This is a genomic window from Acidovorax sp. LjRoot129 (assembly GCF_964253765.1).
Taxonomy (GTDB): Bacteria; Pseudomonadota; Gammaproteobacteria; order Burkholderiales; family Burkholderiaceae_C; genus Acidovorax.
In genome coordinates, this window is the sequence record NZ_CAXUSE020000001.1 from 4,436,878 (window position 1) to 4,461,581 (window position 24,704).

The window sequence follows — 24,704 nt, forward strand, 5'->3', positions numbered from 1 at the left end:
GTGCCTGCCGCCCTTCGGGTGGCCGCAAACCCCCCTTCACAATGACCACAGCCACCCGCCCCGCGCCCCCCCGCACCCGCCCTGTCAACGCCAGCCCTGCCAGTACCGAAAGAATCCAGGAGACCCTCCGAAAGGCTTTTGGACTCAAGCGCCTGCGCCCCCGGCAACTGGAGGTAATGCAGCGTGCGCTGCGGGGAACCAACACGCTGGCCGTCATGCCCACAGGCGCGGGCAAGTCCTTGTGCTACCAGTTGCCGGCCTTGCTGCTGCCGGGCACCACGGTGGTGGTATCGCCCCTGGTAGCGCTCATGAAAGACCAGTGCGACGCACTGCAGGCGCTTGGGATCGCCGCGGTCCAGGTCAACAGTGCCATCGGCAGCGAAGCGTTGGCGGCCGCGCGCGAGGCCATCGACCAAGGCACTGCGCGGATCGTGTTGACCACCCCAGAGCAGATCGCCGACCCGGCCCTCACCGCAGCGCTGGCGCACCACACCGTCAGCCTGCTGGTGGTGGACGAAGCGCACTGCATTTCGCAATGGGGGCACGACTTCCGGCCCGCCTTCCTGGAGATCGCCCCCGCCGTGCGGGCACTCGGCCGTCCTCCAGTCCTTGCGCTGACCGCCACCGCCAAGCCGGAGGTGATGGAAGAAATCGTCGCCCAGTTCGGTATCGCGCCTGGGGATGTGGTTCAAGCCGGTGCATACCGACCCAACCTGCAGCTTGCTGTGGAGCAACTGGCGCGCACGGCAGACCGCTTGCCCCGCGCGCTGCAGTTGGTGGCTGAGAACGAAGGCACTGGCATCGTCTACACATCCACCGTCAAGAGTGCCGAGGAGCTGTACACCAAGCTTGCGGCCGCGGGCGAAAACGTAGGTCTGTACCACGGGCGCCTTCCAGCGGCCCAGCGTGCGCAGGCTCAGGACGCTTTTATGAACGCCAGCGTGCGCGTGATGGTGGCTACGAATGCATTTGGCTTGGGCATCGACAAGCCGGACATCCGCTTTGTGCTGCACTACCAGATGCCCGCCAGCATCGACGCCTACTACCAGGAGGCCGGGCGGGCGGGTCGCGACGGCCAGGACGCGCAGTGCACGCTGCTCTATGTGCGGCAAGACCGCGCGCTGCAGCAGTTTTTCATGTCAGGGCGATACCCCACTCTGGAAGACCTGCAGGCCGTGCACGCCCTGCTGCTTCAGCCCGCGCCCGACGGGGGCTGGACATCCGGATGCATCGCCGACGTCGCCGCACGGCCACGCGGAAAGACGCTGGTGGCACTGAGCCTGCTGCGAAGCCACAAGGCCGTCAAGCGCGACCGCAGTGGCCGTTTTACTCTGCAGCGCGAACTGGAGGGCGCCGCACTGGAACAACTGCTGGACGGTTACCGAAGCCGCCGCGAGCAGGACAACGCCACGCTTGAGGCCATGGTCGCCTATGCGCAGGGCGGCCGCTGCCGTTGGCACGGCGTGCTTTCGGCGTTGGGCGAAGAACCAGCGTTTGCCAGTTGCAGCCGCTGCGACAACTGCGTGCGCATGGCCGCCTTGTCACGCCTTGCGCCCGCTATCGCTGTGCCCGAGGAACCTATCGAGGTCAGGCCGCAAGCAACGCCCAAACCGGCCTTTGGCGGCGGCGACGCGGTCCGTGCGCGGCGCTACGGCGCGGGCCAAGTCGTAGACGCGGACGCTCACTCCGTGACGGTGCTCTTCCCCAATGGCGAACGCCGCACCTTCCTGCCGGAGTTTGTGCGTGCGGTGCAGCCAGGGCGAGGGGCTGCTGCCGCGTCCCGGGCCGCCGGGGGGAGCCTGACGGCCTGCGCCCGCAGTGCGGCGCCTCCCTCGGCGTCAACGTCGGATCCAAGGTCCTCGTAGCACGCCACGTAACGTTCCACACCACCATTCTTCAGCCCACACCCGTGAGCACCGCGTTCTACGGGCCGCCACGGCCACCGAGAACCTTCACCCTCTGCGCTCATTTCCCTTGCCCGCGTCCAATACTTGAACTAAGCTGATTTCACTCGAATAGACGACCTACCCCGCGCACGCCAAGGCCCGCTCAGAGGCAGCTGCAGCGCCGGGAGCAATTGCAGAGGGGAGGCTGCGTTGGGCATTTCGCATTCTTTGGCTGGCTCTTCCGGCAGCGGGTCGGAATTCCTGTCCACGCTATCGGCCGACTCGCGCCAACGCCGCACGGCCCGCATTGCGTTGTTCGCGTCGTTGCTGATCTTTGTGGCAGCTGCGCCTTTTTCGCGCGTGGCCTTGCCACAGGTCAGCGCATTCATTCCCGTTTATCAGACTGCGCTGGTCACCAATGACCTGATCACGGCGGTGCTGCTCCTCGGGCAATACCGCTATCTGCGGTCCCGTGCGCTTCTGGTGCTGGGAGCCGGTTATTTATTTTGTGCCTGCATGGCCGTGGCGCACGGACTGAGCTTTCCTGGACTCTTTGCTCCCGGCGGCGTGCTGGGCGCAGGGCCGCAAACCACGGCCTGGTTGTACTTTTTATGGCACGGTGGTTTTCCGCTGTTCGTTTTTGCCTATGTCCGATTGAAGGAGCCCGCGGACGGCGCTGCCAGCAGCCGGGCGCAGGCACAGGGTTCGGTGCGTCGGGCTATTGTGTTGGCGATTTTGGGCGCCATGGGGCTGGCGGCGGCCCTGGTGCTGCTGACGACAGCGGGCCACGATGCACTGCCGTTGCTGATGCGCGGCAACCGGGACGATTCGGGCAAGCTTTTTGTGGCTTTGTGCACCTGGACGTTGTCGCTGGCGGCGCTGCTGTACCTGTGGCGCAAGGCCCGCAGCGTGCTGGACCTGTGGCTGATGGTGACGCTGGTGGCCTGGCTGCTGGACATCGCACTCGCCTCGGTACTGAACGCCGCACGTTTTGACCTGGGCTTTTATGCCGGACGCGTCTACGGGCTGCTGGCATCGTCCTTCGTGCTGGCCATCCTGCTCCTGGAAAACAGCCGGCTGTACGCCGATCTGGCCAACGCCAATGTGCGCGAACGCCAGCGCAGTGCTGAGCTAGAACTCGCACGCAACGAAGCCAATGCCGCAGCGCAGGCCAAGTCCAATTTCCTCGCGGCCATGAGCCATGAAATCCGCACGCCCATGAACGGTGTGATCGGGATGATCGACGTGCTTGCTCGCTCGAGCCTCAGAAGTCCCCAGGTCGCCATGGTGGACCTGATCCGCGAGTCCGCGTTTTCGCTCTTGAGCATCATTGAAGACATTCTGGATTTCTCCAAGATCGAGGCTGGCCATCTCGAGGTGGAAAGCGAGCCCATGGCAGTGGGCGAGGTGGTCGAAAAAGTCTGCGCCATGCTCAACCGCCTGGCAGAGAAACAGGGTGTCGAGCTGACGCTGTTCACTGACCCCGACATTCCCGCCACCGTGCTGGGCGACGCTTTGCGACTGCGCCAGATACTGATCAACCTGGTGAACAACGCCATCAAGTTTTCGGCGGGTGGGCGCACCTCTGGACAGGTGGCCGTGCGCGCGGTGCTGGTGCAGCAACAAGCTGGGAGCGTCACACTCGAATTCCAGGTCATCGACAACGGGATCGGGATGGGCGAGGCCACACTGACCACGCTTTTCACCGCGTTTACCCAGGCCGACGTGTCCACCACCCGGCGCTTTGGCGGCACAGGCCTCGGGCTGGTCATCTCGGCCAATCTGGCGCAGCGCATGGGGGGCAGCATTGCCGTCGTCAGCGCTCCGGGCGCAGGCTCCACCTTCACTTTGCGTCTACCGTTCACCTGTGTCGGGCCTTCCCATGGCGAGTCGCAGGCCGCCCTGTCGCAGGTAGCGGGCCTGGCCTGCCTCATCATTGGCAATGGAAAGACGAGAAGTGGCGACCTGGTGACCTATCTGGCGAATGCCGGGGCGCACACCCAGCAGGTGGTCAATCTGGATGCGGCCGCTGAACTGGCCCCCCGCCTGGCGCCCGGCCCCTGGGTGTGGGTGGTCAATACCGAAGCCGAAAGGCCTCCGTCACTGGACAGCCTGCGCGCCATTGCGCGTTCCAACCCGGGTCTGGAGCCTCATTTCGTGCTCATCGGCCACGGGCCGCACCGCTACCCGCCACAGTTCGACGCGGACAGCGTGTCGGTCGATGGCAATGTGCTGACCCGCGGCGCGCTACTGCGTGCAGTGGCCGTTGCTGCGGGCAGGCTGCCGTACCAGGACGAAGAAAACACGCTGGTGCCGGTGCGGTACGCGCCTGTGCCGATAGCGCTGTCACGGGAAGAAGCGCGCCGCCAGCGCCGGCTGATCCTGGTGGTGGAGGACAACGACATCAACCAGAAAGTCATCATGCAGCAGCTGTCGTTGCTGGGGCTCACCGCCGACCTGACGGGCGATGGCCTGCAGGCCTTGATCCGCTGGCGCAGTGGCGACTACGGTCTCATCGTGACCGACCTGCACATGCCTGGCATGGATGGCTACCAGCTCGCCTCGGTCATCCGCGCCGAGGAGCAAGAGCGCGCCAATGCGTGCGTGCATGCAGGCAAGGCGGTGGAGCCGCCGGTGCGCATTCTTGCCCTGACCGCCAACGCACTCAAGACCGAAGCCCAGCGCTGCAAGGATGCGGGCATGGACGACTACATGAGCAAGCCCGCACCGCTGTCCGAACTGCAGGACTTGCTGGAACGCTGGCTTCCCAAGGCGGAGTCCCACGCGCTTGTTCCACAAGAGCGATCCACCGTCATGCCATTGTTGCCAGGGCCCGTGGACACAGAGGTTCTGCGCAGCCTGGTGGGAGACGACCCGGAGCTCATCCGTGAATTCCTGCAGACGTTTCGCAGCAGCGCAGCGCGCATTGCGCAGGAGGTCAACCAAGCCTACTGCGCAGGAAGTGCGGCCAAGACTGTGGCGGCGGTGCACAAGCTCAAGTCGGCCGCCCGTTCGGTGGGGGCCATGGCGTTGGGCGACCTGTGCGCAGACATGGAGCAGGTTGGCGCAGCTGGGCAGATCGACGCGCTGGGGCTGGCGTTCGAGCACTTCAAGCTGGAGATGGCTGCGGTGGACACGCACTTGGCGCAGCTACTGGCCACCGACACGCCGGGAGGTGCGCCATGAGTACCAACCCTGGCGTCCGCATTCTGGTGCTCGACGACGAGCCCTTCATGCTCAAGCTGCTGGCCCGGTTGTTGACGAACCTGGGCTTTACCGATGTCGCCACGTGCGACAACGGTCACGCCGCTCTGGAGCGAGTGGACGATGCAGTGCACATGCCTCAACTCATCCTGTGTGACCTCAACATGCCGGGCATGGACGGCATAGAGTTCGTGCGCAAACTGGTGGAGCACAGGTATGCGGGCAGCTTGATACTGGTGAGCGGTGAGGATGAACGCACCTTGCAATCGGCCCGGACACTGGTGCAGGCCCACCACATTGAAGTGTTGGGAAGCCTGCAAAAGCCGGTCTTGCCCCAGGCGTTGCACCAGCTGGTCGAGCGGTGGGTGCCGCCAGCGCGGGCAACCACCCGCGCGCCAGGCAGAGGCTACGTCGTCGAGCGCCTGGCCCAGGCCATCCGGACGGGGGAGCTGGTCAACTACTACCAGCCCAAAGTCTCCGTCGCCACCGGCGAGGTGATGGGGGTAGAGGCTCTGGTACGGTGGATCCATCCGCAAGACGGCATGGTGTTTCCGGACCAGTTCATCGGCATGGCCGAAGCCCATGGGTTGATCGACACGCTCACCCAGGTCGTGCTGACAACGGCATTGCGGGATAACGCTGCATGGGAGCGCCAGGGTTTGAAACTCAAGGTGGCCGTCAATGTATCCATGGGGAATCTGACGGCGCTGGAGTTCCCCGAGCAGACCACGTCCGCTGCCGCCGCTGCCGGGGTGGCACCACAGTCCATCGTGCTGGAGGTGACGGAAAGCCAGTTGATGATGGACTTGCGGGCGCCCCTGGAGATTCTGACCCGCTTGCGCATGCGCCGATTCACGCTTTCAATCGACGACTTCGGCACGGGCCATTCATCGCTCGCACAGCTGCGCGATGTACCGTTCGATCAACTCAAGATTGACCGAAGTTTCGTCCACGGCGCACACCACAACGAAACCTTGCGCGCCATCTTTTTTGCGAGCCTGCGCCTTGCGAAGGAGCTGGGCATGGAGGTGGTCGCCGAAGGGGTGGAAGATGCGGACGATTGGGCGTTCTTGCAGGGAACGGGATGTGACTTGGCCCAGGGCTACTACATCGCACGGCCCATGCCCGAAGACCGGGTACTGAAATGGGTTGCCGATTGGCGACTGCGCTGGTCTGCAGAGCAGCGCGGTAGGCCGTCCGTTTGATGGGTAAGTCAGCCAGCCCGCGCCCGCCCCACCCTACGGCCGCGAGCACTGGCAGACGGCTTGAAGGCGGGGGCTAGCCGAAGACGGCATCGCCTGCGTCGAACAGAGGCGGGCGCAGAAGGTCTTCGTTGATGCCCATCGCCTGGCTGGCACGCTCTACGGCCTGCCACAGCTGGGCAGGCATTTGCAATATCTCTTCTGGGGAGGCAGAGCGTGCGATCCACGCGCTGATTTCCAAGTGCTGTTCGCGGGTGAGCAGGTCAAGGTGCAACATCTCATCAATCGTCTTCATCGCGGGTACTCGATCCTGTGGTCGGGGCGCTTGAGCGAGCGCTCAAGGCTGTGTATAGAACATATTGCCGAACAAAGCGAAGTCAAGTCGGCCGCGAACGCTAAATTTCCGCAGCGCGGAAGATCCTTAGGGGAACGGGTGCTACGTTGGTCAAAACATTACTCCGATTACGCACTGCATCAGCTCTTGGCGCGCGCGGTGATCTCCGGGGCTTGTCTGCATCCTGGGTACCCACCGCGGGGCACTCCTGCCTTTTATACGAAGTACCATGGACGCGGCGGCACAGGCCGCGCATAACGCGTTCGGCCACTGCACACGCAGCGGCGCCGAGCACCCAGCACCCGGTGCCTCAGGCACACACGCACAGCGTCTCATGACCCCACAGGAGAAACGTATGGTCAAAGGATTCCAGCCCTCGCGCCGCACTGCGCTCGTCACGGTCGCAGCTGCATTGACAGCGTGCGGCGGCGGAAGCTCCGGCGATGCCGACCCGCCTGCGGCGGTAGGCCAGGTGATCAACTCCACCCTGAAGTCGACTTCCAACGGCAATACCTACCCCATTCAGGTCTATTTGCCGCAGACCTATGCCACCGGCACCACCCTACTACCGGTCATCTACGCGACCGAGGGCGATGCGCAGTTTGGCGGCCCCAATCGCTCCCGCTTCGAAGTCTTCAAGGAGGTGATGCAGCGGCAGGGCACGCAGGCCATTCTGGTGGGCATCGGAGGCACGGCTTGGCGGGGCAGCGACTTCCTCATGCCCGGCGCAGCCAAGTACCTCGACTTCATCGTCAAAGAACTGGCGCCCACCATCGAGCGTGATTACCGGGCCGACCCCAAGCGCCGGGCGTTGTCGGGCTTGTCCCACGGCGGGTACTTCGTGGTGGCCGCACTGATCCTGGAAGCGCGCGCAGGTGTGCCACCCAGCTTTTCGTACTATCTGGCCACCGAAGGCAGTGTGGGTGAGCACACCAGTCCTGCCGGAGTCCTGGCATTCGAAAAGCAGATTGACGGCAAGCCCTTGCCCACGACCTTGTTCCTGGCAGGCGCCAGCGGCGGCAATCACCCGCTGATCGGCATCCCGCTCTACAACCAGATGGCCTCACAGAACCTGCCCGGCCTGGTGCTGCTCAAGGCCGAGTACAACACCTCACACGTGGGCGCAGATCTGCCAGCCTTTGAAGAAGCGTTGAAGCGGTTTTTGCCTTAGCGGCGTCGGTCGGCTGCAGCGCAGAAGTGCGCTGCAAAACCCCAACGCGGCGATATCCTCAGCCGCTATAGTGGGAGACCATCCCGCGCCGTCGACACCCGGGATGTCCACCCTCGGTCCCATTGAATATTTCTTTTCGATTGGCCATGCGCTTCAAAAGTCAACTGTTCGCGCTCGTCCTCTCGGTGGTCGTGCCCGCGTCCTTCGCGGCGATGCTGGCCATCTGGTACGTGTATCAGGAGGAGCAGGCAACGCAGGAAACCGGGTTGAAGGAGGCCGCGCGGACCTTCTCGCTCCTGGTCGACAACGAACTGCAGTCGCGGCAACGGATTTTGCGCACCCTCGCCAACGCGCCGTCGCTGGCCCGCGGAGATCTGCGCGAGTTCTATGAGTTCGCCAAAAAGAATGCGCCCACGCCAGACACAACGATCATCCTCATCGAAAAAAGCGGCCGGCAATTGCTCAACACCCGGGTGCCCTGGGGCTCGGGGCTTCCCACACAACGCGCAGCCAGCATCAACGAACTCATGCAGCGCGATGGCGGCGTCGACCCGCTGGTGTCTGACGTATTCATGGCGCCCATTGGCAAGCGATACGACTTCATCATCCAGGTGCCTGTGATGGAGGGCAGTGAAGTCCAGTACTTTGTCGTGATGGGCGTGAACGTGACCGCCATCCAGACCTTGCTGGCGCAGCAGAAGCTCCCTTCGACCTGGCTTGGCGCGATCGTTGATCGCAAAGGGACGGTGCTGGCGCGCTCGAGGGACCCCGACACCTTCGTCGGCAGATCGTCCGACGAAACCCTGCAAAAACTCTTTGCATCGACAAGGTCGGGCGTCACCCGGTCGATCACCCTGGACGGGGTACCCGTCAAAACTTTCTATCACCGTATCGCGGCCTCGGACTGGACGGTCGTCCTCAGCATTCCAGAGACGGACATTCGGCGTTCCGCACTGGAGGGTGCCGCCATTTTTGGCTTGATCGCCGCGCTGCTGCTGGTCGTCTCGATGCTGGTCGCGCGGCGCATCGGTGGCGGTGTGATTTCTCGGATGCAGCGGCTTGAACTGGCGGCCGACGCGCTGGGGCGCGGCGAGCAGGTCCACTATTCGCCCCAGGGCCTGGTGGAAGTGGACGCGGTCGGCATGCGGATCGCACAGGTCAGCCAGCAACTGCTTTCAAGCCAGCGTGAACTGGAGCTGCGTGTCGCCCAGGCGGTCGCTGAGGCTGAACGGGCTCAAAGAGCGCTGCTGCAGGGCCAGAAAATGGAGGCTTTGGGCAGGCTCACGGGCGGGATTGCCCATGAGTTCAATAACCTGCTGCAGACCCTGACCACCTCCCTGCAGCTGGCCAAGCGCGCCACCAACTCCGAACGTGTCCAGGCGCTGCTTGACACCTGTACCAAGGCGCTCAAACGCGCGAAAACATTGACAGGGCAGTTGAGTTCCTTTGGCCGCACGCAGGATGCGCGGCTGGAAACCGTGAGCCTGCACAAACACATTCACGAATTTCGCCAGCTGGTGGACAACGTGCTCCCGGCCAGCATCACACTCGACGTGCAGATCCCCGACGATGCCTGGCCCGTCACCATCGACCCGACCCAGTTCGAACTCGCTTTTCTTAACCTGGCCATCAACGCAAAAGATGCCATGCCTTCCGGCGGCAGCATCCGCGTGATGGTCACCAATGAGCCACACATATCCCCCGCCGATGGCTTGCCGGTGGGCGACTATGTGCGCATGGGCTTTCTGGATTCCGGAATCGGCATGACGGCCGACGTCATGGCCAAGGCATTGGACCCGTTCTTCACAACCAAAAAGGTGGGCGAAGGCACGGGCCTGGGTTTGCCCCAGGCTTTCGGCTTCGCCCGGCAATCCGGCGGCACGCTGCTGCTCCACAGCCGTGAAGGTCAGGGAACGCAGGTGGATATTTACCTGCCCAAGGCCTCCGGGGCGACGACTCACCCGCACACGAATGTGGCGGGCGCACCAGACGTGACAAGCACCGCCGGTGGCACGCTCTTGTTTGTAGAAGACGACGCCCTGGTTCGCGAAAGCGTCGCACCCGCGCTGGAGGGCGGAGGGTTCTTTGTGATCATGGCTGAAAGTGCCGACGCGGCGCTTGCATGCCTTGAAGCCGGGACCAAAATCGACTTCGTCTTCTCTGACGTGGTGATGCCCGGCACGCTCAATGGCATCGATCTGGCCAAGACGATCCTCCACCGGTTCCCCCACGTCAAGGTGATCCTCGCCACCGGGTATTCGGAGAACCGGGTTTCCATGCCCGGCGTGCAGGTGCTGGCCAAGCCTTATGACGTGGCGGATGTGTTGAAGGTTTTGAGCAGGTCAGCAGAACGGTAGAAGACGCGGCGGCGGCCAGCCCATCCCGGTTCGCTGCGCACAATTCCAAGCCCCACTCTGCCGAGCGGCTTCAGACCGTTTTGCAGCAACTCTGCGAGCGTCAAGTTCTTTGCGCTGCAGGACAACAATCTGTAGACCACACTCATGCAACGAGCCCGACCACCGCCACATAGTGGCTCGCCGTTCCTCCGAGAACGAACAGATGCCAGATCCCGTGGGCGTGTCGGTAGCCCGCGCGATTGACATAGAAGACCGTGCCGGCGGTGTACGAAGCGGCACCCAATAGCAGCCACCGCAGTTCTGCTGTGGCCACCTGCAACAGCAAAGGGGCGGCAGCCACCACCATGACCCAACCCAAACCGATGTAGAGCACCAAGGGCGGCTGGGCCGAGGTAGATCGAACTTCACGCGCAACCCCCAAAAAGGCCACGCACCAGACGGCGGCCAACAGAACCCCGCCCCAGACCCCCGGCACCCTTACCAGGGCGAACGGGGTGTAGCTGCCCGCAATGAGCAAGTAAATGGCGCAATGGTCCGCGCGTTGCCACAAGAGCCTCGCGCGGCCTTGCGTGCCGTGAAACAACGTCGACGCCGCGTACAGCGCGACGCAGCACAACGTGAACACCAGCCCTCCTCCAATCCTGCCCGCGTCACCACTGGGCAAGGTCTTCGCGAGCACGAACGGAACGCCAAGGACGGCCAGGACAAGCCCCAGGAAGTGGGTGCAAGTATTGAAGCGTTCACCGGCAGGCATAGGGACCAAAGAGTGGGTTGCCGCCAGTAAATCCACCGCGTATGACGTGCGAGTGAACCCCGTGCAGCCACCCGGACAGGCCTAGGGACATGTGCCCCCAAGAGGCTCACGGAGAGACTCATCCGGCGTGATGGCTTGGCTTCCTTGCGCCGTCATGGGCCGTGGTTTGCAAGCAAAGGCAATTCAATAAACAGGAGCACGCGCTCCACGTAGGACAAAGGCCCGAGGTCTCAAAACAGTGCTAAGGCATACCTAAAATGCCTTTTGGCCCGGGTACACATCAGTCTGGTACGGGTAATGAATTAACAGCGCAGCTCCATGAACATCCTGACCGCCCAGCTACTAGACACAGTACAGAACGACGCCACAGCCACCCTCGTCAACGATTGGATCGCTGAAGCCAAAACCAGCAATGTGAGCCTGCCCCGTTCGGCAACAGGGGACGCCGAGGAAATTGTGGCGGCCTTGACTGCGGCCTTGCGCAACGGCGCCAGCATGGAGTCGTTTACCGATTCCCAATGGGCACCGCTGCAGCTGGTGCTGGCGGAGTTGTCGCGGTCCGGCGCTGCGCAGGGCCAGACCGCCGGAGAGACCAGCCTGTTCGTGCTGGCGCTCAAGAAGCCATTGCTCGACGTGCTGCGCCGGCGTGAAGGCACCGACAGTGTTGCGCTCGTCGACGCCTTCTGGGGTTTGTCGAAGCTGGTGGACGGCATGGCCCAGTTCACCGCCACGACCTTCCAGCGCGCACGTGAAGAAATCATCATTCGACAGCAAGAAGAATTGCTCGAGCTGTCCACCCCCGTCGTCAAGCTGTGGGAGGGTGTGCTCGCCGTTCCCATGATCGGCACGCTGGACAGCAACCGCACCCAGGTCGTGATGGAGACCTTGCTGCAGAAGATTGTGGAGACCGGCTCGGAGATCGCCATCATCGACATCACGGGCGTCCCCACGGTCGATACCCTGGTGGCGCAGCACTTGCTCAAGACCGTCACGGCCATCCGCCTGATGGGTGCGGACTGCATCATCAGCGGCATCCGGCCGCAGATCGCGCAAACCATCGTGCACCTGGGCATTGACCTGCAGGGCATCGTGACCAAGGCCACGCTGGCCGACGCCCTGGCGCTTGCCCTGCAGCGCTCGGGCTGGCGCATGACGCGGCAAACCGCGTGATCCGGGGTCCGCACATGGAACGCATCCCGATCCTGCGCATGGGCGCAACCCTGCTGGTCACCATCCAGGTGGACATGCAAGACCAGACCGCCTTGGCCCTGCAAGACGACCTGGCCGACCGCATCGCCAAGACCGGTGCCAGCGGCGTGATGATCGATATCTCGGCGCTGGAAATCGTGGACTCTTTTGTCGGCCGCATGCTGGCCAGCATTTCAGGGATTGCGCGCATCTTGTCGGCCACCACTGTGGTGGTGGGCATGCAACCGGCGGTCGCGATCACTTTGGTGGAGCTCGGCCTCTCGCTCGAGGGCGTGAGGACCGCGCTCAACGTCGAGCGCGGCCTGGCGCTCCTGGAGCGCGCGCGCAAGGAGAGCGGCTTTGTCGATTGAGCGCACCGGCACCTTGCCGCTCCAGAACGAGCAGCACATCGTGATCAGCCGGCAGACCGTGCGCTCGCTGTGCCAGCTGCTCAAGTTCTCTCTGGTGGAGCAGACCAAGATGATCACGGCCGCGAGTGAACTCTCGCGCAATACCCTCATTCACGGCGGTGGCGGCAGCATGCGTTGGGCCGTGGTGGAAGCGGGCGTCAAAAGCGGCCTGCAGCTGCATTTTGAGGACCAGGGGCCAGGCATCCGTGACATCAAACTCGCGATGACGGACGGCTGGACCTCGGGCGGGGGCATGGGCCTCGGGCTTCCTGGCAGCAAGCGTCTGGTCAGCGACTTTGAGGTCGAGTCGACACCTGGCCAGGGCACCCGTGTGAGCATTACCAAATGGAAGTGACGCGCGGTACCAGCCACCGTCCCTTTGCCATGACCGACGCCAGCTGTGTGGGGGAAGTGCGGCGTTTTTGCACCCGCACGGCGAGTGACTGGGGTTGGGGTGAGGTGGACATCGGTCGCGTGGCGCTGGTGGTCACCGAGTTGGGAACCAACCTTGTTCGGCATGCGCACCAGGGAGAGCTGTGGGTTGCTGCCCAGCCGGATGCCCAGGAGGTGGAAATCCTCTCACTGGACAACGGCCCGGGCATCGTCGACGTGCAGCGTGCATTCCAGGATGGTGTCTCGACGGGAACCGGATCCCCCGGAACGGGCCTCGGTGCCATTCGCCGGTTGGCCTCGGACTTTCATATCCACTCATCACCGCGGGGAACGCTGTGCCTGGCGCGCGTGCGGGCCGCTGGCGGGCCCTCTGTGTCCGAGCGCCGCTGGGGCGCTGTGAGCATCGCCGCACCGGGCGAGACCGTGTGTGGCGATGGCTGGGCCGTGGCCATTGATGGCGCGCGGCTCTCGGCCGTGGTGGCCGACGGGCTCGGTCATGGACCACAAGCCGCCCTGGCGTCCGCCGCTGCGCTCGACGTGTTCGCGGCAGAGCCCTTTGCTCCAGTCACTGCACTGGTGCAGCAGTCCCACGCGGGGCTGCAGGGCACGCGCGGAGCGGCATTGTTCGCTTTGCAGGCCGATGCCGGCACACAGCTGCAGTACGCCGGGGCCGGCAACGTCATGGGCCGGATCATTTCGGGCGTGTTTGACCGCTCGATGCTTACGCAGCACGGCACCGTGGGAGTGCAGGTGCGCAAGCCCGAAGTCGTCGTGCAGGACTGGCCCGACCATGCGCTGGCGGTGGTGCACAGCGACGGCATTGGCTCCCGCTGGAAGGCGGACGAAGTGGTGCCGCTGCTGCAACGCGACCCCGTACTCATCGCGGCCAGTTTGCTGTGGCAGCAACGCCGCGGGCGCGATGACGCCACGGTGTTGGTGGTGAAGCAGGGAGGCCCGCATGACTGAGGATCTGAAAGCCCAGCTGGCGCAAAGCCAGGCCGAAGTCGAGGGACTGCGCTCTGAACTGGACGAGACCAACCGGGGCGTGCTGGCGTTGTACGCTGAACTTGACGAGCAGGCCGAGCAACTCAAGCACGCCACGCAGCTCAAGAGCCGCTTTCTTTCGTACATGAGCCACGAGTTCCGCACGCCCATTGGCGCTACGCTGAGCATCACGCGCCTGCTGCTCGACCATGTGGACGGCCCGCTCACCGCAGAGCAAGAGCGCCAGGTGCGCTTCATCCAGAGCACTTGCGAGGAATTCTCGGGCATGGTGGATGACCTGCTGGACCTGGCCAAGATCGAGGCCGGCCGGCTGGACGTGTCGCCTGCCTGGTTCGAGATGATGGACCTGTTCTCTGCCCTGCGCGGCATGTTCAAGCCCATTCTCGACAACCAGGACCTCCACCTGGTTTTCGAAGAGCCGGTGGGCGTGCTGCGCCTGTTCACCGACGACCACAAGCTCTCGCAAATCCTGCGCAACTTCATCTCCAACGCGCTCAAGTTCACGGCGCGGGGAGAGGTGCGGGTGTCCGCCACGTTGCTGGACGATGGCATGGTCCGGTTTGCGGTGTCTGACACGGGCGTCGGCATCGCGCAGGAGCACCTCCCGGCGCTGTTCAATGATTTTTCTCAGGTGGGCTCACCCATCCAGAAGCGCCTGCGTGGCACGGGCCTCGGCCTGGCCCTGTCCCGGCAGCTGGCGACCCTGCTGGGCGGCTCCATCGAAGTCGAAAGCGTGGTCGGCAAGGGCTCGGTTTTTTCGGTCATCCTCCCCGCACAAATCCAGCAGGAGGTGCAGGCCCCCGTGCCTGGGTGAGTGAGGATCTATGACGCCATCCGCCATCATTGCGCCGACCATCGACCGCTCCCTTCACACCGTGTTGGTGGTCGATGACAACCCCGTCACCCGCTACGCCACGGCGCGTGTTTTGCGGGCAGCCGGGTTTCAGACCGAAGAGGCTGCCACGGGCACGGACGCGATCCAGGCTGCGCGGCAAAACATCTCCGCCGTGGTGCTCGACGTGCACCTTCCCGACATCGACGGGTTTGAGGTCTGCCGGCTGCTGCGCGCGGACGCAGCCACGGAACTCACCCCCATCGTCCATCTGTCGGCCACGTACATGGAGAGCGAGCACAAGGTCGCGGGCTTGAACGCGGGCGCTGACGCCTACCTGGTCCACCCCGCCGAACCCACCCTGATGGTGGCCACGCTGCAGGCCTTGATACGCGCCCGGACCGCCGAAGAAAAACTGCGGCGCAGCGAGACCCGGTTTCGTGCCATCTACGACCACGCGCCGGTGGCGATGATGCTGATCGATGCCGCGGGCTGCTTTGCGGACTTGAACCCGTCCGCCGAATCGCTGGTGCAAAGATCCAGGGCCGATCTGCTGGGCAGGACCGTGGCCTCCCTCGCGCCCGATCACTGGCAGGAATTTGTCGCTGAGCGCATGGCGATTGGCGCCAACGCCAGCCCGGCCATCATCAACTGGCAGGGCCAGTTCCCCCTGGTCCGCAGCGATGGCACGGAGATGCTGCTCGACTGGAGCATGTCGGACCATGTGGAGCCCGGCCTGCGCATCGGCATTGCCACCGACCTGTCTGAGCGCATCGATTTCGAGCGCCGACGCGAGGACCTGCTCGAACGCGAACAGGCCGCGCGGGTCCTGGCCGAGCGCCACAGCCGCACCAAGGACGACTTTGTGGCCGTGCTCTCGCACGAGCTGCGCACGCCGCTCACGCTCATCACCGGCTGGGTGCACATGCTCAGGCGGTCCAACAACAACCCGGAGACCATCAAGCGCGGTATCGACGCGATTGACCGGGGCGCAAAAGCGCAGGGGCGCATCATCTCGGACATCCTGGATGTCTCGCGGATTGCCTCGGGCAAGCTGCGCCTGCACCGTGAATGGGCCGACCCGGCCGAGCTGGTCCGCACGTCGCTGGATGCGCTGCGTGACGTAGCGCAGGCCAAGAACATTGCGATGGAGATCAGCGCTGCCAACTCGGCAGAGCCAGCCTGGCTGGACGCCACGCGCTTTCAACAGATCGTGTGGAACCTGATGACCAATGCCATCAAGTTCTCCGACAAAGGGGCGGCGGTGCAGGTGCGCCTGACACGGGAGGGCGACGAAATCACCCTCGCCGTACAGGACCATGGCGTCGGTATCGACGCGGGATTCCTTCCCCACCTGTTCCAACGCTTCACCCAGAGCGGCACGCCGGGCAACCGCGCCCATGGCGGGCTGGGCCTGGGCCTGTCCATCGTGAAACATCTGGTGGAATTACACGGGGGAACCATCTCTGCCTACAGTGCCGGCGCCGGCCAGGGCACGACCATGACCGCACGGCTGCGCGTGGCCCACGAGGAGCCTGCGGCCGCGCAGGAGGATGCCGCGGCGAGCCATGCCTTCCGGGAGGTTCGCTTGCTCGAAGGCAAGGACATTCTCGTGGTCGACGACAACGCCGACACCAGTGAAATGCTGGCCATCGTGCTGAGCGATGAGGGTGCCAAGGTGCGGGTGGCCGATTGCTACGACGCCGCCATCGCGCAGCTGGAATTGGCATGGCCCGACCTGCTGGTGAGCGACATCGGGCTGCCGGGCAAGGACGGCTACGACCTGATCGCCACCACGCGCGAGATGGAGGCCGCCGCCGGCCGCCCCCGCCTGCGCTCCATTGCGCTCACGGCATTCGCCCGGCCGCAGGACCGGGACCGGGCGCTGGCCGCGGGCTTCGATCTGCACCTGGGCAAGCCGCTCCAGCCGCACCTGCTTCTTCAGGCGTTGGTGTAAGGCCAAGGCGGGGGCGGGCGGGCCTGTGGCACGCCACGCCCACTACCCTGCGCCGCCAGCTTGCTTCATGCGGTCCACATTGGTGGTGCTGCGTGCGCCCTTGAGGTGCATCTCCACGTCAGCCGCCTTGTCGCCCACTTCAGCGACCGCGTCCTTCAACTGGGCTTCTGTGGTGTCCAGCTCATCCACCCAGCGCGCGAGTGAATCTGCGTTCCGGATGTCGATGCGATCGGGTGGGCTATCGGGTGTAGGCATGGGGACCTCCTGCACATGGTTTACGGGCTTAAGCGTGCAAGGTAAAGCGTTGCAGGCGCCGGCCATGTAGGCCGACAGCCAGTTGATGCGCAGCACATAACGGCGATGCTGGTAGAACGAAGGCGGCTGTGCATTGCCTCTGCCGCTGCCTCTGCCGCTGCCTCTGCCTCTGCCGCTGCCCAATCCTGCTCGACATGATGGCTTGGCAATAAGCGCCCGCAAGACAGTCGCCATCGCCACCGCGAAGAGGCCCACCGGTGCGACGGGGAAGCGCCTCGCCGATCAGTCCAGCTGACCTTGGCACACGTACTTGGTATGCAGGTAGTCATCCAGTCCATGGGTCGATCCCTCGCGCCCATAGCCTGACTCCTTCACACCACCAAATGGTGCGGCCTCGGCCGCCAGGGCGCCTTCGTTGATGCCCACGATGCCGGTCTCCAGGGCATCCACCACGCGCCAGATGCGGCGCACGTCGCTGCTGTAGAAATACGCGGCCAGGCCAAACGGCGTGTCGTTGGCCGCGGCGATCACCTCGGCCTCGTCGTCAAAGACCGTGAGTGGCGCCACCGGCCCGAAGGTTTCCTCGCAGGCGCAGGCCATGGTGGCGTCGGCGCCGGTGAGCACGGTGGGGGCGTAGTAGGTGGCGCCGAGTTCGGTCAGGCGCATTCCGCCGGTGAGCACCTTTGCGCCGCGGGCCACGGCGTCGTTCACGTGGCGCTCGATCTTCTCGACCGCGCGGTCATTGATCATGGGGCCGATCTGCGAGGCGGGGTCGCTGGCCGGCCCCACCTTCAATGCGGCCACGCGCGCAGCCAGCCGGGTGGCGAAGGCCTTGCGCCACGTTGAGAAGGCGGCGTGCGCGGCATCCAGTGCGGCGCGGGCTTCAGCAGCGCCGGAGTCCGGGACATGGGTGATGGTCTCGCCGGTGGCCGGGTCGATGGCGGCCAAGCGAAACGCGGGTGTGTCGGTCCACGCGCCGGCGATGAAGTTGGCGCTGCGGATCAGGTCGGGGCGGACTAAGGTGAGAGGCATAGGATCAAAAATATGAACGAAAATGGCCGCCAGCGCTTATCTATAAATCGCTTACAGCTATTAAAACAATAGCAATAACATCAGATGACCGTGTCACCGCCGTGCGGTATGCGCTGCCAGCCGGGCCGTGGGCGCCCGGCGTGTCACACCGCCGCAGCAGCCACCGCGTGGCCGCGCTCCGCATCGCGCTCCTCCAGCCACCCTTGGCGCAACTCGGGCACCGAGCGCGCGAGCAGGTCGTAGTACGGGTGATGCGGGCCCTTGTCGAAATTGGCGCGCACGACATGGTCGAGCTTCACGCCGTGCTGCATCACGATGATCTCGTCGCGCACGGCGCGCACCGTGTGCAGGTCGTGGCTGATGAACAGGTTACGACTACCTGCTGCGATTTCTCACGCGCGGGGTGAACCACTACCAGGAAGTGGTCGAGGACCTCCTGGAGCGCAACCTCGGCATCTCGAAATACTTCAGCTACATCGTCATCAAGTCGCCGTTCATCAAGACGCACTGCCCCATCGAACGCCTGTTTCCGCTCCAGCATTGAAGGTGCGCCGCTTCATCCGGCACGCCTTCTCCGGCGAGCCCCGATGAGGGAGGCGGCAGCCTCGAAGAGGCTGGCCGAATCGTTACACCGAATCTGGCTGCACTGAAGGGTGCGCAAGCTGGAATGCCGGTAGAGCCTGGCACTTCTCGTCAATCGCAGCCAGGATGGGATATTTCGACATCCCCACGCCAAACCGCGTTGCATTGAAGATCTGCGGGATCAGGCAACAGTCGGCCAGAGTCGGTATGTCGCCCACGCAGAAGCCGTCCCTCCACCCCGCACTCTGGAGCTCCTTTTCAATCGCATCAAAGCCCAGTGCAACCCAATGGCGAACCCATTCCGCTTTGGCTTCTTCGCTCAGCCCGAGTGGACCGGTGAGGTACTTCAAAACACGCAGGTTATTAATGGGATGGATGTCGCAGGCGATGGCCAGAGCAATCTGGCGCACCCGGGCTCGCTCCACGGCATCCGCAGGAAGCAACGGAACACCGGGATACTTTTCGTCCAGATATTCCAGGATCGCCAACGACTGGCTGAGGCGGACGCCAGGCTCGGTGAGCACGGGCACGAGCGCCTGCGGATTCACCTCGCGGAACGCTGGCTGAAATTGCTCTCCGCCGTCCTTCAGCAAGTGCACTGGCACATGCCGAGCCTCCAGCCCCTTGAGGTTCAGGGCGATGCGGACACGATAAGAAGCCGAGCTTCGGTAGTAGGTATGCAGGACGCGGTCCATGTCAGATTCCCAGGTATTGATGAACGATCTCTGGCTGGCTCCGCAGCTGCTGCGAATCTCCTTTCCAGACGACGCAACCTTTCTCGAGGACGTAGTGCCGGTCTGCCAGGTGCAGGAGTGATCGAACGTTCTTGTCCACAATGATCTGCGACAGGCCGTCACGCTTGAGTTGCGCCAGCGCGTTCCATATCTCCTGCCGAATCACTGGCGCCAGGCCCTCTGTGGCTTCGTCCAGCACAAGTAGGCGCGGGTTGGTCATCAACGCACGGCCAATGGCCAGCATCTGCTGCTCGCCGCCAGACAGTTGCGACCCGAAATGGCTTTGGCGTTCGCGGAGACGGGGGAAGAGGTCGTAGGCACGCTCCAAGGTCCAGCGCCTTCCTTTGGTGGGCTCGTCATCGCGCGCTGTTGCCACCAGGTTCTCTTCCACGGTGAGGTTAGGAAACACCTGTCGCCCTTCGGGCACCAATGCCAGACCGCGGCGCGCAATGCGATGGGACGGCATGGCGTCTGTGCGGGTGCCTTCGATGGCAATGCTCCCCGCCTTGGACGGCATCATCCCGAACAGGCATTTGATGGTGGTGGAGCGCCCCATTCCATTGCGCCCCAGCAAGGTGATGACCTCGCCCTCCTCCACCTCGAAGCTGATGTCAAAAAGCGCCTGGGCGTGACAGTAGGACGCCTGCAGGCCTTTGACGGAAAGAAGAGTGGTCATGTCGCTTCGCCCTTCAGATTTCTTCTTCGCCGAGGTAGACCGCGCGCACCTGGGGGTGGTTGCGGATCTCTTCTGGCTTGCCCGTGAACATGACCTTGCCGTAGACCAGCACACTGATGCGGTCTGCCAGCGCGAAGACCGCGTCCATGTCATGTTCAACCAACAAAATGGTGTAGCGGCCTTTCAGCCGCTGCAGCAAGGCAATCACGGCCGATGACTCCTGGACACTCATGCCTGCCATGGGCTCATCCAGCAGCAAGAACCGGGGCTCTGCCGCAAGGCTCATGGCTAGCTCCAGCTGGCGGCGCTCGCCATACGCAAGGTCGGCCGCCAGCGTGTGGAGCCGGTGCTCCAGACCGCATGACGCCAACGACGCCTCAGCCGGAGCGCGGGCCCGCGGGTTGGCCACCATCGGGCGCCAGAATTTGAACGCGTGGCCTTTCGCGGCCATGGCGGCGAACACGGCGTTTTCGAGCACCGTGAATTCATCAAAAACCGAAGTGATCTGGTAGGAACGCAGCAGTCCCCTGCGTGCGCGCTGATAAATGGGCAGAGACGTCACGTCGCTGCCGGAGAACCATATCTTTCCGCTGGCAGGCGCCAGTTCACCCGACAGTTGGTTGATGAGTGTGGTCTTGCCTGCACCGTTGGGGCCGATCAGCGCGTGGATCTCGCCCTCGCGGACGTCGAGCGAAACCGAATCGGTCACCAGGAGTCCGCCATAGCGCTTGGTCAGCGCCTCTGTACGCAGGGTCGCTCCCATTACGCCACCTCCTTCTGGATTCGCTGCTCCACCCTGCCGGTGGCTATGGCGTCGTCCTGCAGCGACTGCGGCCTGCCATGGTCCAGCTTCTGAAGCAGCCCCACGATGCCTTTCTTTCCTGCCAGGGACATGAGAAGGATCAGGGGGCCGAAAATCACCATCCAGTGCTCGGTATAGGCTTTGAGAATTTCTTCTCCCCCCAGGAAGGCCAATGCGCCAAGGACTGGGCCGAAGACACTGCCCATGCCTCCCAGCACGACCATCACGATGAGCTCACCCGAGACCGTCCACGACAAGGTGCTGGGCGACGAAAACGCATTGAGATTGGCTAGCAGCATGCCTGCCAACCCACACACCATTCCCGAGATGACATAGGCGGCCAGTTGGTAGCGAAGAACGGGCAACCCGACGGCATTGACGCGACGGGCGTTGGTCTTCGCCCCGCGCAGCACCATTCCGAAGGTTGCAGTTCTCAGGCGCGCAAGCCACCAGGTGGTGAGGGCCAGCACGCCAAACGCAACCGCGTAGATTCGCTCGGGGGAACCCAGGTCCAGTGGGCCGAAGCGGCTCGCCTGCGCGATGGTCATGCCGTCGTCACCACCATATTGTTTGAGGCTCACGACCAGGAAGTAGCCCATCTGGGCAAACGCCAGCGTGATCATGATGAAGGCAATGCCCGACGTTCTGAGGCTGATGGCGCCGATGACCAGCGCCACGGCTGCGCAGACCCCCAAGCAGAACGCCAGATGAACCCACCCGCTGCTGATCCCGTAGAAGGCCGGTAGCGACACGCAGTAAGCACCGAGGCCGAAGAACAGGGCATGGCCGAAGCTGACCATCCCGCCGTATCCCAGCACCAGGTTCAGGGCGCTTGCAGCGATGGCATAAATCAGGATGCGTGCGAAGAACGCAATGTAGAAGCTCTGGTCCAGTGCGTTCGCCACGAAGGGCACCACGGCCAGCAGGGCGAACACGGCCAGGGGAACCCAGGTGCTGACCCGGGGAAGATTTCGCAGTTTCATGACTTAGCCTCGCTTGGCAGGGAAAAGCCCTTGGGGTCGCCAGGCGAGCACCGCGGCCATCAGCACGTAGATGAGCATGGATGCGGTGGCCGGGCCGGCAGCGTCGGCGAAGGACCGCTCGGTCACCTGGCGCAGAAACATCGGCAGATAGGCGCGCCCCAGGGTGTCCATCACACCCACGATCAGCGCCGCGTAAAAGGCGCCGCTGACCGAGCCCACGCCCCCGATCACGATGACGACCAGGGTGGTGATGAGCACCGGCTCGCCCATGCCGGATTGGACAGACAGGATCGGTGCCGCCATGGCGCCTGCCAGCCCGGCCAGCATGGCACCCAGGGCAAAGAGCCCGCCGTTGAGCATTTGGATGTTCACGCCAAGGGCCGCCACCATCTTGGGATTCACCGCACCGGCCCGTATCAACATCCCCAGCCGCGTCTTGTTGATGAGCCAGTACGAGCCCACAGCAACCAGCAATCCCACGGCGATGATGGCAAACCGGTACGACGGGTAGTTGAACCCAAAGAGATTGATCGTCCCGGCCAACGCCTCAGGCACCTGGATGAAGTAAGGCTGGGGGCCCCAGATCAGACGCGCGGCTTCGTTGAAGAACAGCACCAGGCCGAACGTCGCCAGCACGTGGTCCAGGTGGTCCCGCTGGTACAGACGAGACACGGCCACCCGCTCCAGCACAAAGCCGAGCACGCCGGTGGCAAGCACGGCGGCCACCAATGACAGGCTGAACGAGTCCGTGAGCCGGAACGCTGTGGCTGCGGCATACGCCCCCAGCATGTACAGCGAGCCGTGCGCCAGGTTGACGAAGCTCATGATGCCGAACACCAGGGTGAGGCCGGCGGCCAGCAAAAACAGCAACACGCCGTATTGCAGCCCGTTGAGCACCTGAGCAAGTAGCAGTGCGGTGCCCATGGCTTACTTCATGGCGCACTGCGCTTGATAGGCGTCGGCATGCAAGGGCAGCGGCGTGCCAACCTGCTTGATGACGACCTTGCCCTGCTCCTTGACCGCCTCGAAGGCGTAATAGTTCTGGATGGGGAGGTTGTTGTTGTTGAAGCGGAACGGCCCGCGGACCGACTTGAATTCACTGCCAGCCGCCTTCACCGCGGCGGCCAGGGCTTTGCGGTCGGCCAGGTTCTGGCCCTGCTTTCGGAACGCCACATCGATGATGTGGGCGGCATCGAACGCCGTTGCGGCGTACTCGCTGGGCGTGCGCTTATATTTGGCTTCGAACGCTGCAACAAACCTGCGGTTGTCAGGCGTGTCCAGGGCCGCGTCCCACATCGCACCGCTCACGGTGCCCACGGCCGCATCGCGCAGCGATGGCAGCGTTGTGCCATCGACGGTAAACACCGAATACAGCGGCAGCTTCCCCAGCAGGCCCGCCTGGCTCATCTGCTTGACAAAGTTGACCCCCATGCCGCCGGGATAGAACACGAACACCGCGTCGGGCTGCGTCACCTGGAGCTGCGTGATTTCTGCGGAGTAGTCGGGCTGATTGACCTGGGTGTAGGTCTCGTCAACGATCTGGCCCTTGAAATAGCGCTTGAACCCCGCGAGCATGTCCTTGCCAGCCTGGTAGTTGGGCGCGAGCAGGTAGACCTTCTTCAAGCCCTTGTCCTGCGCAAACTTGCCCATGGCCTCCGCTGCGCCGTCGTTTTGCCAAGCCGCCGAAAAAACATTCGGCTTGCAGCCCACACCCGCCAGCGGGGACGGCCCGGCATTCGTCGCAATGGCCACCGTCCCGCTTTCGACAATCCGGGGCAAGCTGGCCATGAGGACGTTGGAGAAGCTCAGTCCCACGATGACATCGACCTTGTCCTTGTCAATGAACTTGCGGGCAATCTGACTGCCGACGTCGGGCTTGAGCTGGTCGTCCTCTGTCAGGACCGTCACCGTCTGCCCACCCAGCTTGCCGCCCAGCAGAGACAGCGCCAGCATGAAGCCATCGACCTGGTCCTGTCCGACCGCCGCCTGCGGACCGGAGAGGGGGGCCATCAGGCCGATGGTCGCCGCCGTGGCCGTGCCAGCGAGGCTGATTGCGGCTGTGGCGGCCGCAGCCAGCGTGGTGTGTTTGAAGCTCATGATTTGTCTCTCAATGTGTTCTGTTTGGATGTTGAAACGCTCTGCGCCTGCTACTTGATAGAAAGAAACACGCGCCCGCCTTCGATCCTTACGGGATACGTGCGTATGGCGTCGGTGACGGGGTCACACATCGGGCGTCCGTTGCGGACATCGAACTTGCCCTGGTGCAGCGGGCACTCGATCTCATGCCCCTCCAGGAAGCCATCGCAAAGTCGGGCATGGCCATGCGTGCAAAGGTTGTCCGAAGCAAAAACTTCGCCGCCGACGCCGTAAAGCGCGATGTCGTGACCATTCACAAAAAGACCGATGACGTCGTCCTGCGGCACGTCGTCAAAAGCCGCTGCGTCTACCCACTGGTTGGTATTCATTGCCGTGGCTCCTAGATGGGATAGATGATGGAGTTGGGGATCATTTCGCTGTCGTACACGACCAGCTTGGATGCGAACTTCATGCCCTCGGCGGTTCGTTCCACGACGTCGATGTAGCGGCCCACGTTGAACACCGTGGACTCTTGAGAAAGCTTCGTTCGAAAGACGGCGTAGTTCGCTTCGCAGTGAATGCGCTGGCCCTCCTCCTTCCTCACCACCGGGGCGGAAATGACGTGCCGCTGGTAGTAGGGGTCATGGAACAGCGTCTCCTTGATCCCGTAGACGCGGTCGCGCAACATGCCCTTGCTTTCAAAAGACAAGGTGGCAAGAGGGAAGCCCCGTTCATGGTTCTCACGCGGTTGCAGCCGATAGCTGCAGTCGTCGGTGAAGAAGTCGGGCCAGAGATCCCAGTTCCCTGAGTCCACGGCGATGGCGTAGTCTGCAAACAGCCGATGGAGGTCGTAGTAGGTTTGGAAGTCCAT

22 protein-coding genes and 4 pseudogenes are annotated in these 24,704 nt (G+C 63.6%); 12 read left to right on the forward strand and 14 right to left on the reverse strand.

Annotation, left to right across the window (positions count from 1 at the left end):
• Positions 1-41: 41 nt before the first annotated feature.
• From ACSQ3Q_RS20320 to ACSQ3Q_RS20330, 3 genes are all read left to right on the forward strand, one after another.
• The gene (locus ACSQ3Q_RS20320) at positions 42-1,865 is read left to right on the forward strand and encodes a RecQ family ATP-dependent DNA helicase (RefSeq protein WP_436136136.1); all 1,824 of its coding nucleotides are present in this window, start codon (positions 42-44) and stop codon (positions 1,863-1,865) included.
• Positions 1,866-2,114: 249 nt separating this feature from the next.
• Positions 2,115-5,072 carry an MASE4 domain-containing protein gene (locus ACSQ3Q_RS20325; RefSeq protein ID WP_436136137.1) on the forward strand — a complete coding sequence of 986 codons (2,958 nt, stop codon included), beginning with the start codon at positions 2,115-2,117 and terminating at the stop codon, positions 5,070-5,072.
• Entirely contained in the window at positions 5,069-6,295 is a 1,227-nt protein-coding gene (locus ACSQ3Q_RS20330) for an EAL domain-containing response regulator (protein WP_436136138.1), read from the forward strand. The genes ACSQ3Q_RS20325 and ACSQ3Q_RS20330 overlap by 4 nt, the downstream gene beginning before the upstream one ends.
• 73 nt (positions 6,296-6,368) lie before the next feature.
• Here the strand turns inward: ACSQ3Q_RS20330 and ACSQ3Q_RS20335 are convergent, their stop codons facing one another.
• Positions 6,369-6,587, reverse strand: a complete 219-nt coding sequence (locus ACSQ3Q_RS20335) for a hypothetical protein (RefSeq protein WP_436136139.1) — start codon at positions 6,585-6,587, stop codon at positions 6,369-6,371.
• 394 nt (positions 6,588-6,981) lie between these two features.
• Between ACSQ3Q_RS20335 and ACSQ3Q_RS20340 the strand changes: the two genes are divergently transcribed.
• Positions 6,982-7,797, forward strand: coding sequence for an alpha/beta hydrolase (locus tag ACSQ3Q_RS20340; protein WP_436136140.1), 816 nt, complete (start codon positions 6,982-6,984; stop codon positions 7,795-7,797).
• Between the two features lie 146 nt (positions 7,798-7,943).
• Positions 7,944-10,154, forward strand: coding sequence for an ATP-binding protein (locus ACSQ3Q_RS20345; protein ID WP_436136141.1), 2,211 nt, complete (start codon positions 7,944-7,946; stop codon positions 10,152-10,154).
• Between the two features lie 142 nt (positions 10,155-10,296).
• Here ACSQ3Q_RS20345 and trhA read toward each other — a convergent pair whose 3' ends face one another.
• Positions 10,297-10,908, reverse strand: a complete 612-nt coding sequence (gene trhA, locus ACSQ3Q_RS20350) for a PAQR family membrane homeostasis protein TrhA (RefSeq protein WP_436136142.1) — start codon at positions 10,906-10,908, stop codon at positions 10,297-10,299.
• Between the two features lie 318 nt (positions 10,909-11,226).
• Between trhA and ACSQ3Q_RS20355 the strand changes: the two genes are divergently transcribed.
• The 6 genes from ACSQ3Q_RS20355 to ACSQ3Q_RS20380 are packed head-to-tail and all read left to right on the forward strand — an operon-like array spanning position 11,227 to position 16,693.
• A complete protein-coding gene (locus tag ACSQ3Q_RS20355) occupies positions 11,227-12,078 on the forward strand; it encodes an STAS domain-containing protein (protein WP_436136143.1) in 852 nt (283 codons plus the stop codon).
• 14 nt (positions 12,079-12,092) lie between these two features.
• Positions 12,093-12,467 carry an STAS domain-containing protein gene (locus ACSQ3Q_RS20360; protein ID WP_436136144.1) on the forward strand — a complete coding sequence of 125 codons (375 nt, stop codon included), beginning with the start codon at positions 12,093-12,095 and terminating at the stop codon, positions 12,465-12,467.
• The gene (locus ACSQ3Q_RS20365; protein ID WP_436136145.1) at positions 12,457-12,861 is read left to right on the forward strand and encodes an anti-sigma regulatory factor; all 405 of its coding nucleotides are present in this window, start codon (positions 12,457-12,459) and stop codon (positions 12,859-12,861) included. Before ACSQ3Q_RS20360 ends, ACSQ3Q_RS20365 begins: the two co-directional genes overlap by 11 nt.
• A 29-nt stretch (positions 12,862-12,890) precedes the next feature.
• The gene (locus ACSQ3Q_RS20370; RefSeq protein WP_436136146.1) at positions 12,891-13,865 is read left to right on the forward strand and encodes an ATP-binding protein; all 975 of its coding nucleotides are present in this window, start codon (positions 12,891-12,893) and stop codon (positions 13,863-13,865) included.
• Complete coding sequence (locus ACSQ3Q_RS20375; RefSeq protein WP_436136147.1) at positions 13,858-14,718, forward strand: sensor histidine kinase; 861 nt, start codon at positions 13,858-13,860, stop codon at positions 14,716-14,718. Before ACSQ3Q_RS20370 ends, ACSQ3Q_RS20375 begins: the two co-directional genes overlap by 8 nt.
• 10 nt (positions 14,719-14,728) lie before the next feature.
• The gene (locus ACSQ3Q_RS20380; RefSeq protein ID WP_436136148.1) at positions 14,729-16,693 is read left to right on the forward strand and encodes a response regulator; all 1,965 of its coding nucleotides are present in this window, start codon (positions 14,729-14,731) and stop codon (positions 16,691-16,693) included.
• A 42-nt stretch (positions 16,694-16,735) separates the two neighbouring features.
• On the opposite strand, the gene ACSQ3Q_RS20385 is transcribed toward ACSQ3Q_RS20380, so the two are convergent.
• The 4 genes and pseudogenes from ACSQ3Q_RS20385 to ACSQ3Q_RS20400 form a co-directional block, all read right to left on the reverse strand.
• Complete coding sequence (locus tag ACSQ3Q_RS20385; protein ID WP_436136149.1) at positions 16,736-16,948, reverse strand: DUF3606 domain-containing protein; 213 nt, start codon at positions 16,946-16,948, stop codon at positions 16,736-16,738.
• Positions 16,949-17,230: 282 nt separating this feature from the next.
• Positions 17,231-17,779, reverse strand: a pseudogene (locus tag ACSQ3Q_RS20390) (aldehyde dehydrogenase family protein); the annotation flags it as partial.
• Between the two features lie 9 nt (positions 17,780-17,788).
• Positions 17,789-17,980: pseudogene (locus ACSQ3Q_RS20395) on the reverse strand (succinate-semialdehyde dehydrogenase (NADP(+))); the annotation flags it as partial.
• A gap of 143 nt (positions 17,981-18,123) precedes the next feature.
• A pseudogene (locus ACSQ3Q_RS20400) lies at positions 18,124-18,360 on the reverse strand (ABC transporter); the annotation flags it as partial.
• Here ACSQ3Q_RS20400 and ACSQ3Q_RS20405 point away from each other — a divergent pair.
• Positions 18,348-18,524: pseudogene (locus ACSQ3Q_RS20405) on the forward strand (Lrp/AsnC ligand binding domain-containing protein); the annotation flags it as partial. The pseudogenes ACSQ3Q_RS20400 and ACSQ3Q_RS20405 overlap by 13 nt on opposite strands.
• Positions 18,525-18,606: 82 nt before the next feature.
• On the opposite strand, the gene maiA reads toward ACSQ3Q_RS20405, so the two are convergent.
• Genes maiA through ACSQ3Q_RS20445 form a run of 8 tightly spaced genes read right to left on the reverse strand, consistent with a single transcriptional unit; the run spans position 18,607 to position 24,704 of the window.
• Positions 18,607-19,257 (reverse strand): maleylacetoacetate isomerase, encoded by a 651-nt coding sequence (gene maiA, locus ACSQ3Q_RS20410; protein ID WP_436136150.1) that lies wholly within the window; start codon positions 19,255-19,257, stop codon positions 18,607-18,609.
• A gap of 1 nt (position 19,258) precedes the next feature.
• Positions 19,259-19,972 (reverse strand): ABC transporter ATP-binding protein, encoded by a 714-nt coding sequence (locus ACSQ3Q_RS20415; protein ID WP_436136151.1) that lies wholly within the window; start codon positions 19,970-19,972, stop codon positions 19,259-19,261.
• Positions 19,973-19,985: 13 nt separating this feature from the next.
• Entirely contained in the window at positions 19,986-20,735 is a 750-nt protein-coding gene (locus tag ACSQ3Q_RS20420) for an ABC transporter ATP-binding protein (RefSeq protein ID WP_436136152.1), read from the reverse strand.
• The gene (locus ACSQ3Q_RS20425) at positions 20,735-21,757 is read right to left on the reverse strand and encodes a branched-chain amino acid ABC transporter permease (RefSeq protein ID WP_436136153.1); all 1,023 of its coding nucleotides are present in this window, start codon (positions 21,755-21,757) and stop codon (positions 20,735-20,737) included. The genes ACSQ3Q_RS20420 and ACSQ3Q_RS20425 overlap by 1 nt, the downstream gene beginning before the upstream one ends.
• Positions 21,758-21,760: 3 nt before the next feature.
• Positions 21,761-22,681 carry a branched-chain amino acid ABC transporter permease gene (locus tag ACSQ3Q_RS20430; RefSeq protein ID WP_436136154.1) on the reverse strand — a complete coding sequence of 307 codons (921 nt, stop codon included), beginning with the start codon at positions 22,679-22,681 and terminating at the stop codon, positions 21,761-21,763.
• Positions 22,682-22,684: 3 nt separating this feature from the next.
• Positions 22,685-23,854 carry an ABC transporter substrate-binding protein gene (locus ACSQ3Q_RS20435; RefSeq protein ID WP_436136155.1) on the reverse strand — a complete coding sequence of 390 codons (1,170 nt, stop codon included), beginning with the start codon at positions 23,852-23,854 and terminating at the stop codon, positions 22,685-22,687.
• A 50-nt stretch (positions 23,855-23,904) separates the two neighbouring features.
• Positions 23,905-24,222 carry a non-heme iron oxygenase ferredoxin subunit gene (locus tag ACSQ3Q_RS20440; protein WP_436136156.1) on the reverse strand — a complete coding sequence of 106 codons (318 nt, stop codon included), beginning with the start codon at positions 24,220-24,222 and terminating at the stop codon, positions 23,905-23,907.
• An 11-nt stretch (positions 24,223-24,233) separates the two neighbouring features.
• The gene (locus tag ACSQ3Q_RS20445; protein WP_436136157.1) at positions 24,234-24,704 is read right to left on the reverse strand and encodes an aromatic-ring-hydroxylating dioxygenase subunit beta; all 471 of its coding nucleotides are present in this window, start codon (positions 24,702-24,704) and stop codon (positions 24,234-24,236) included.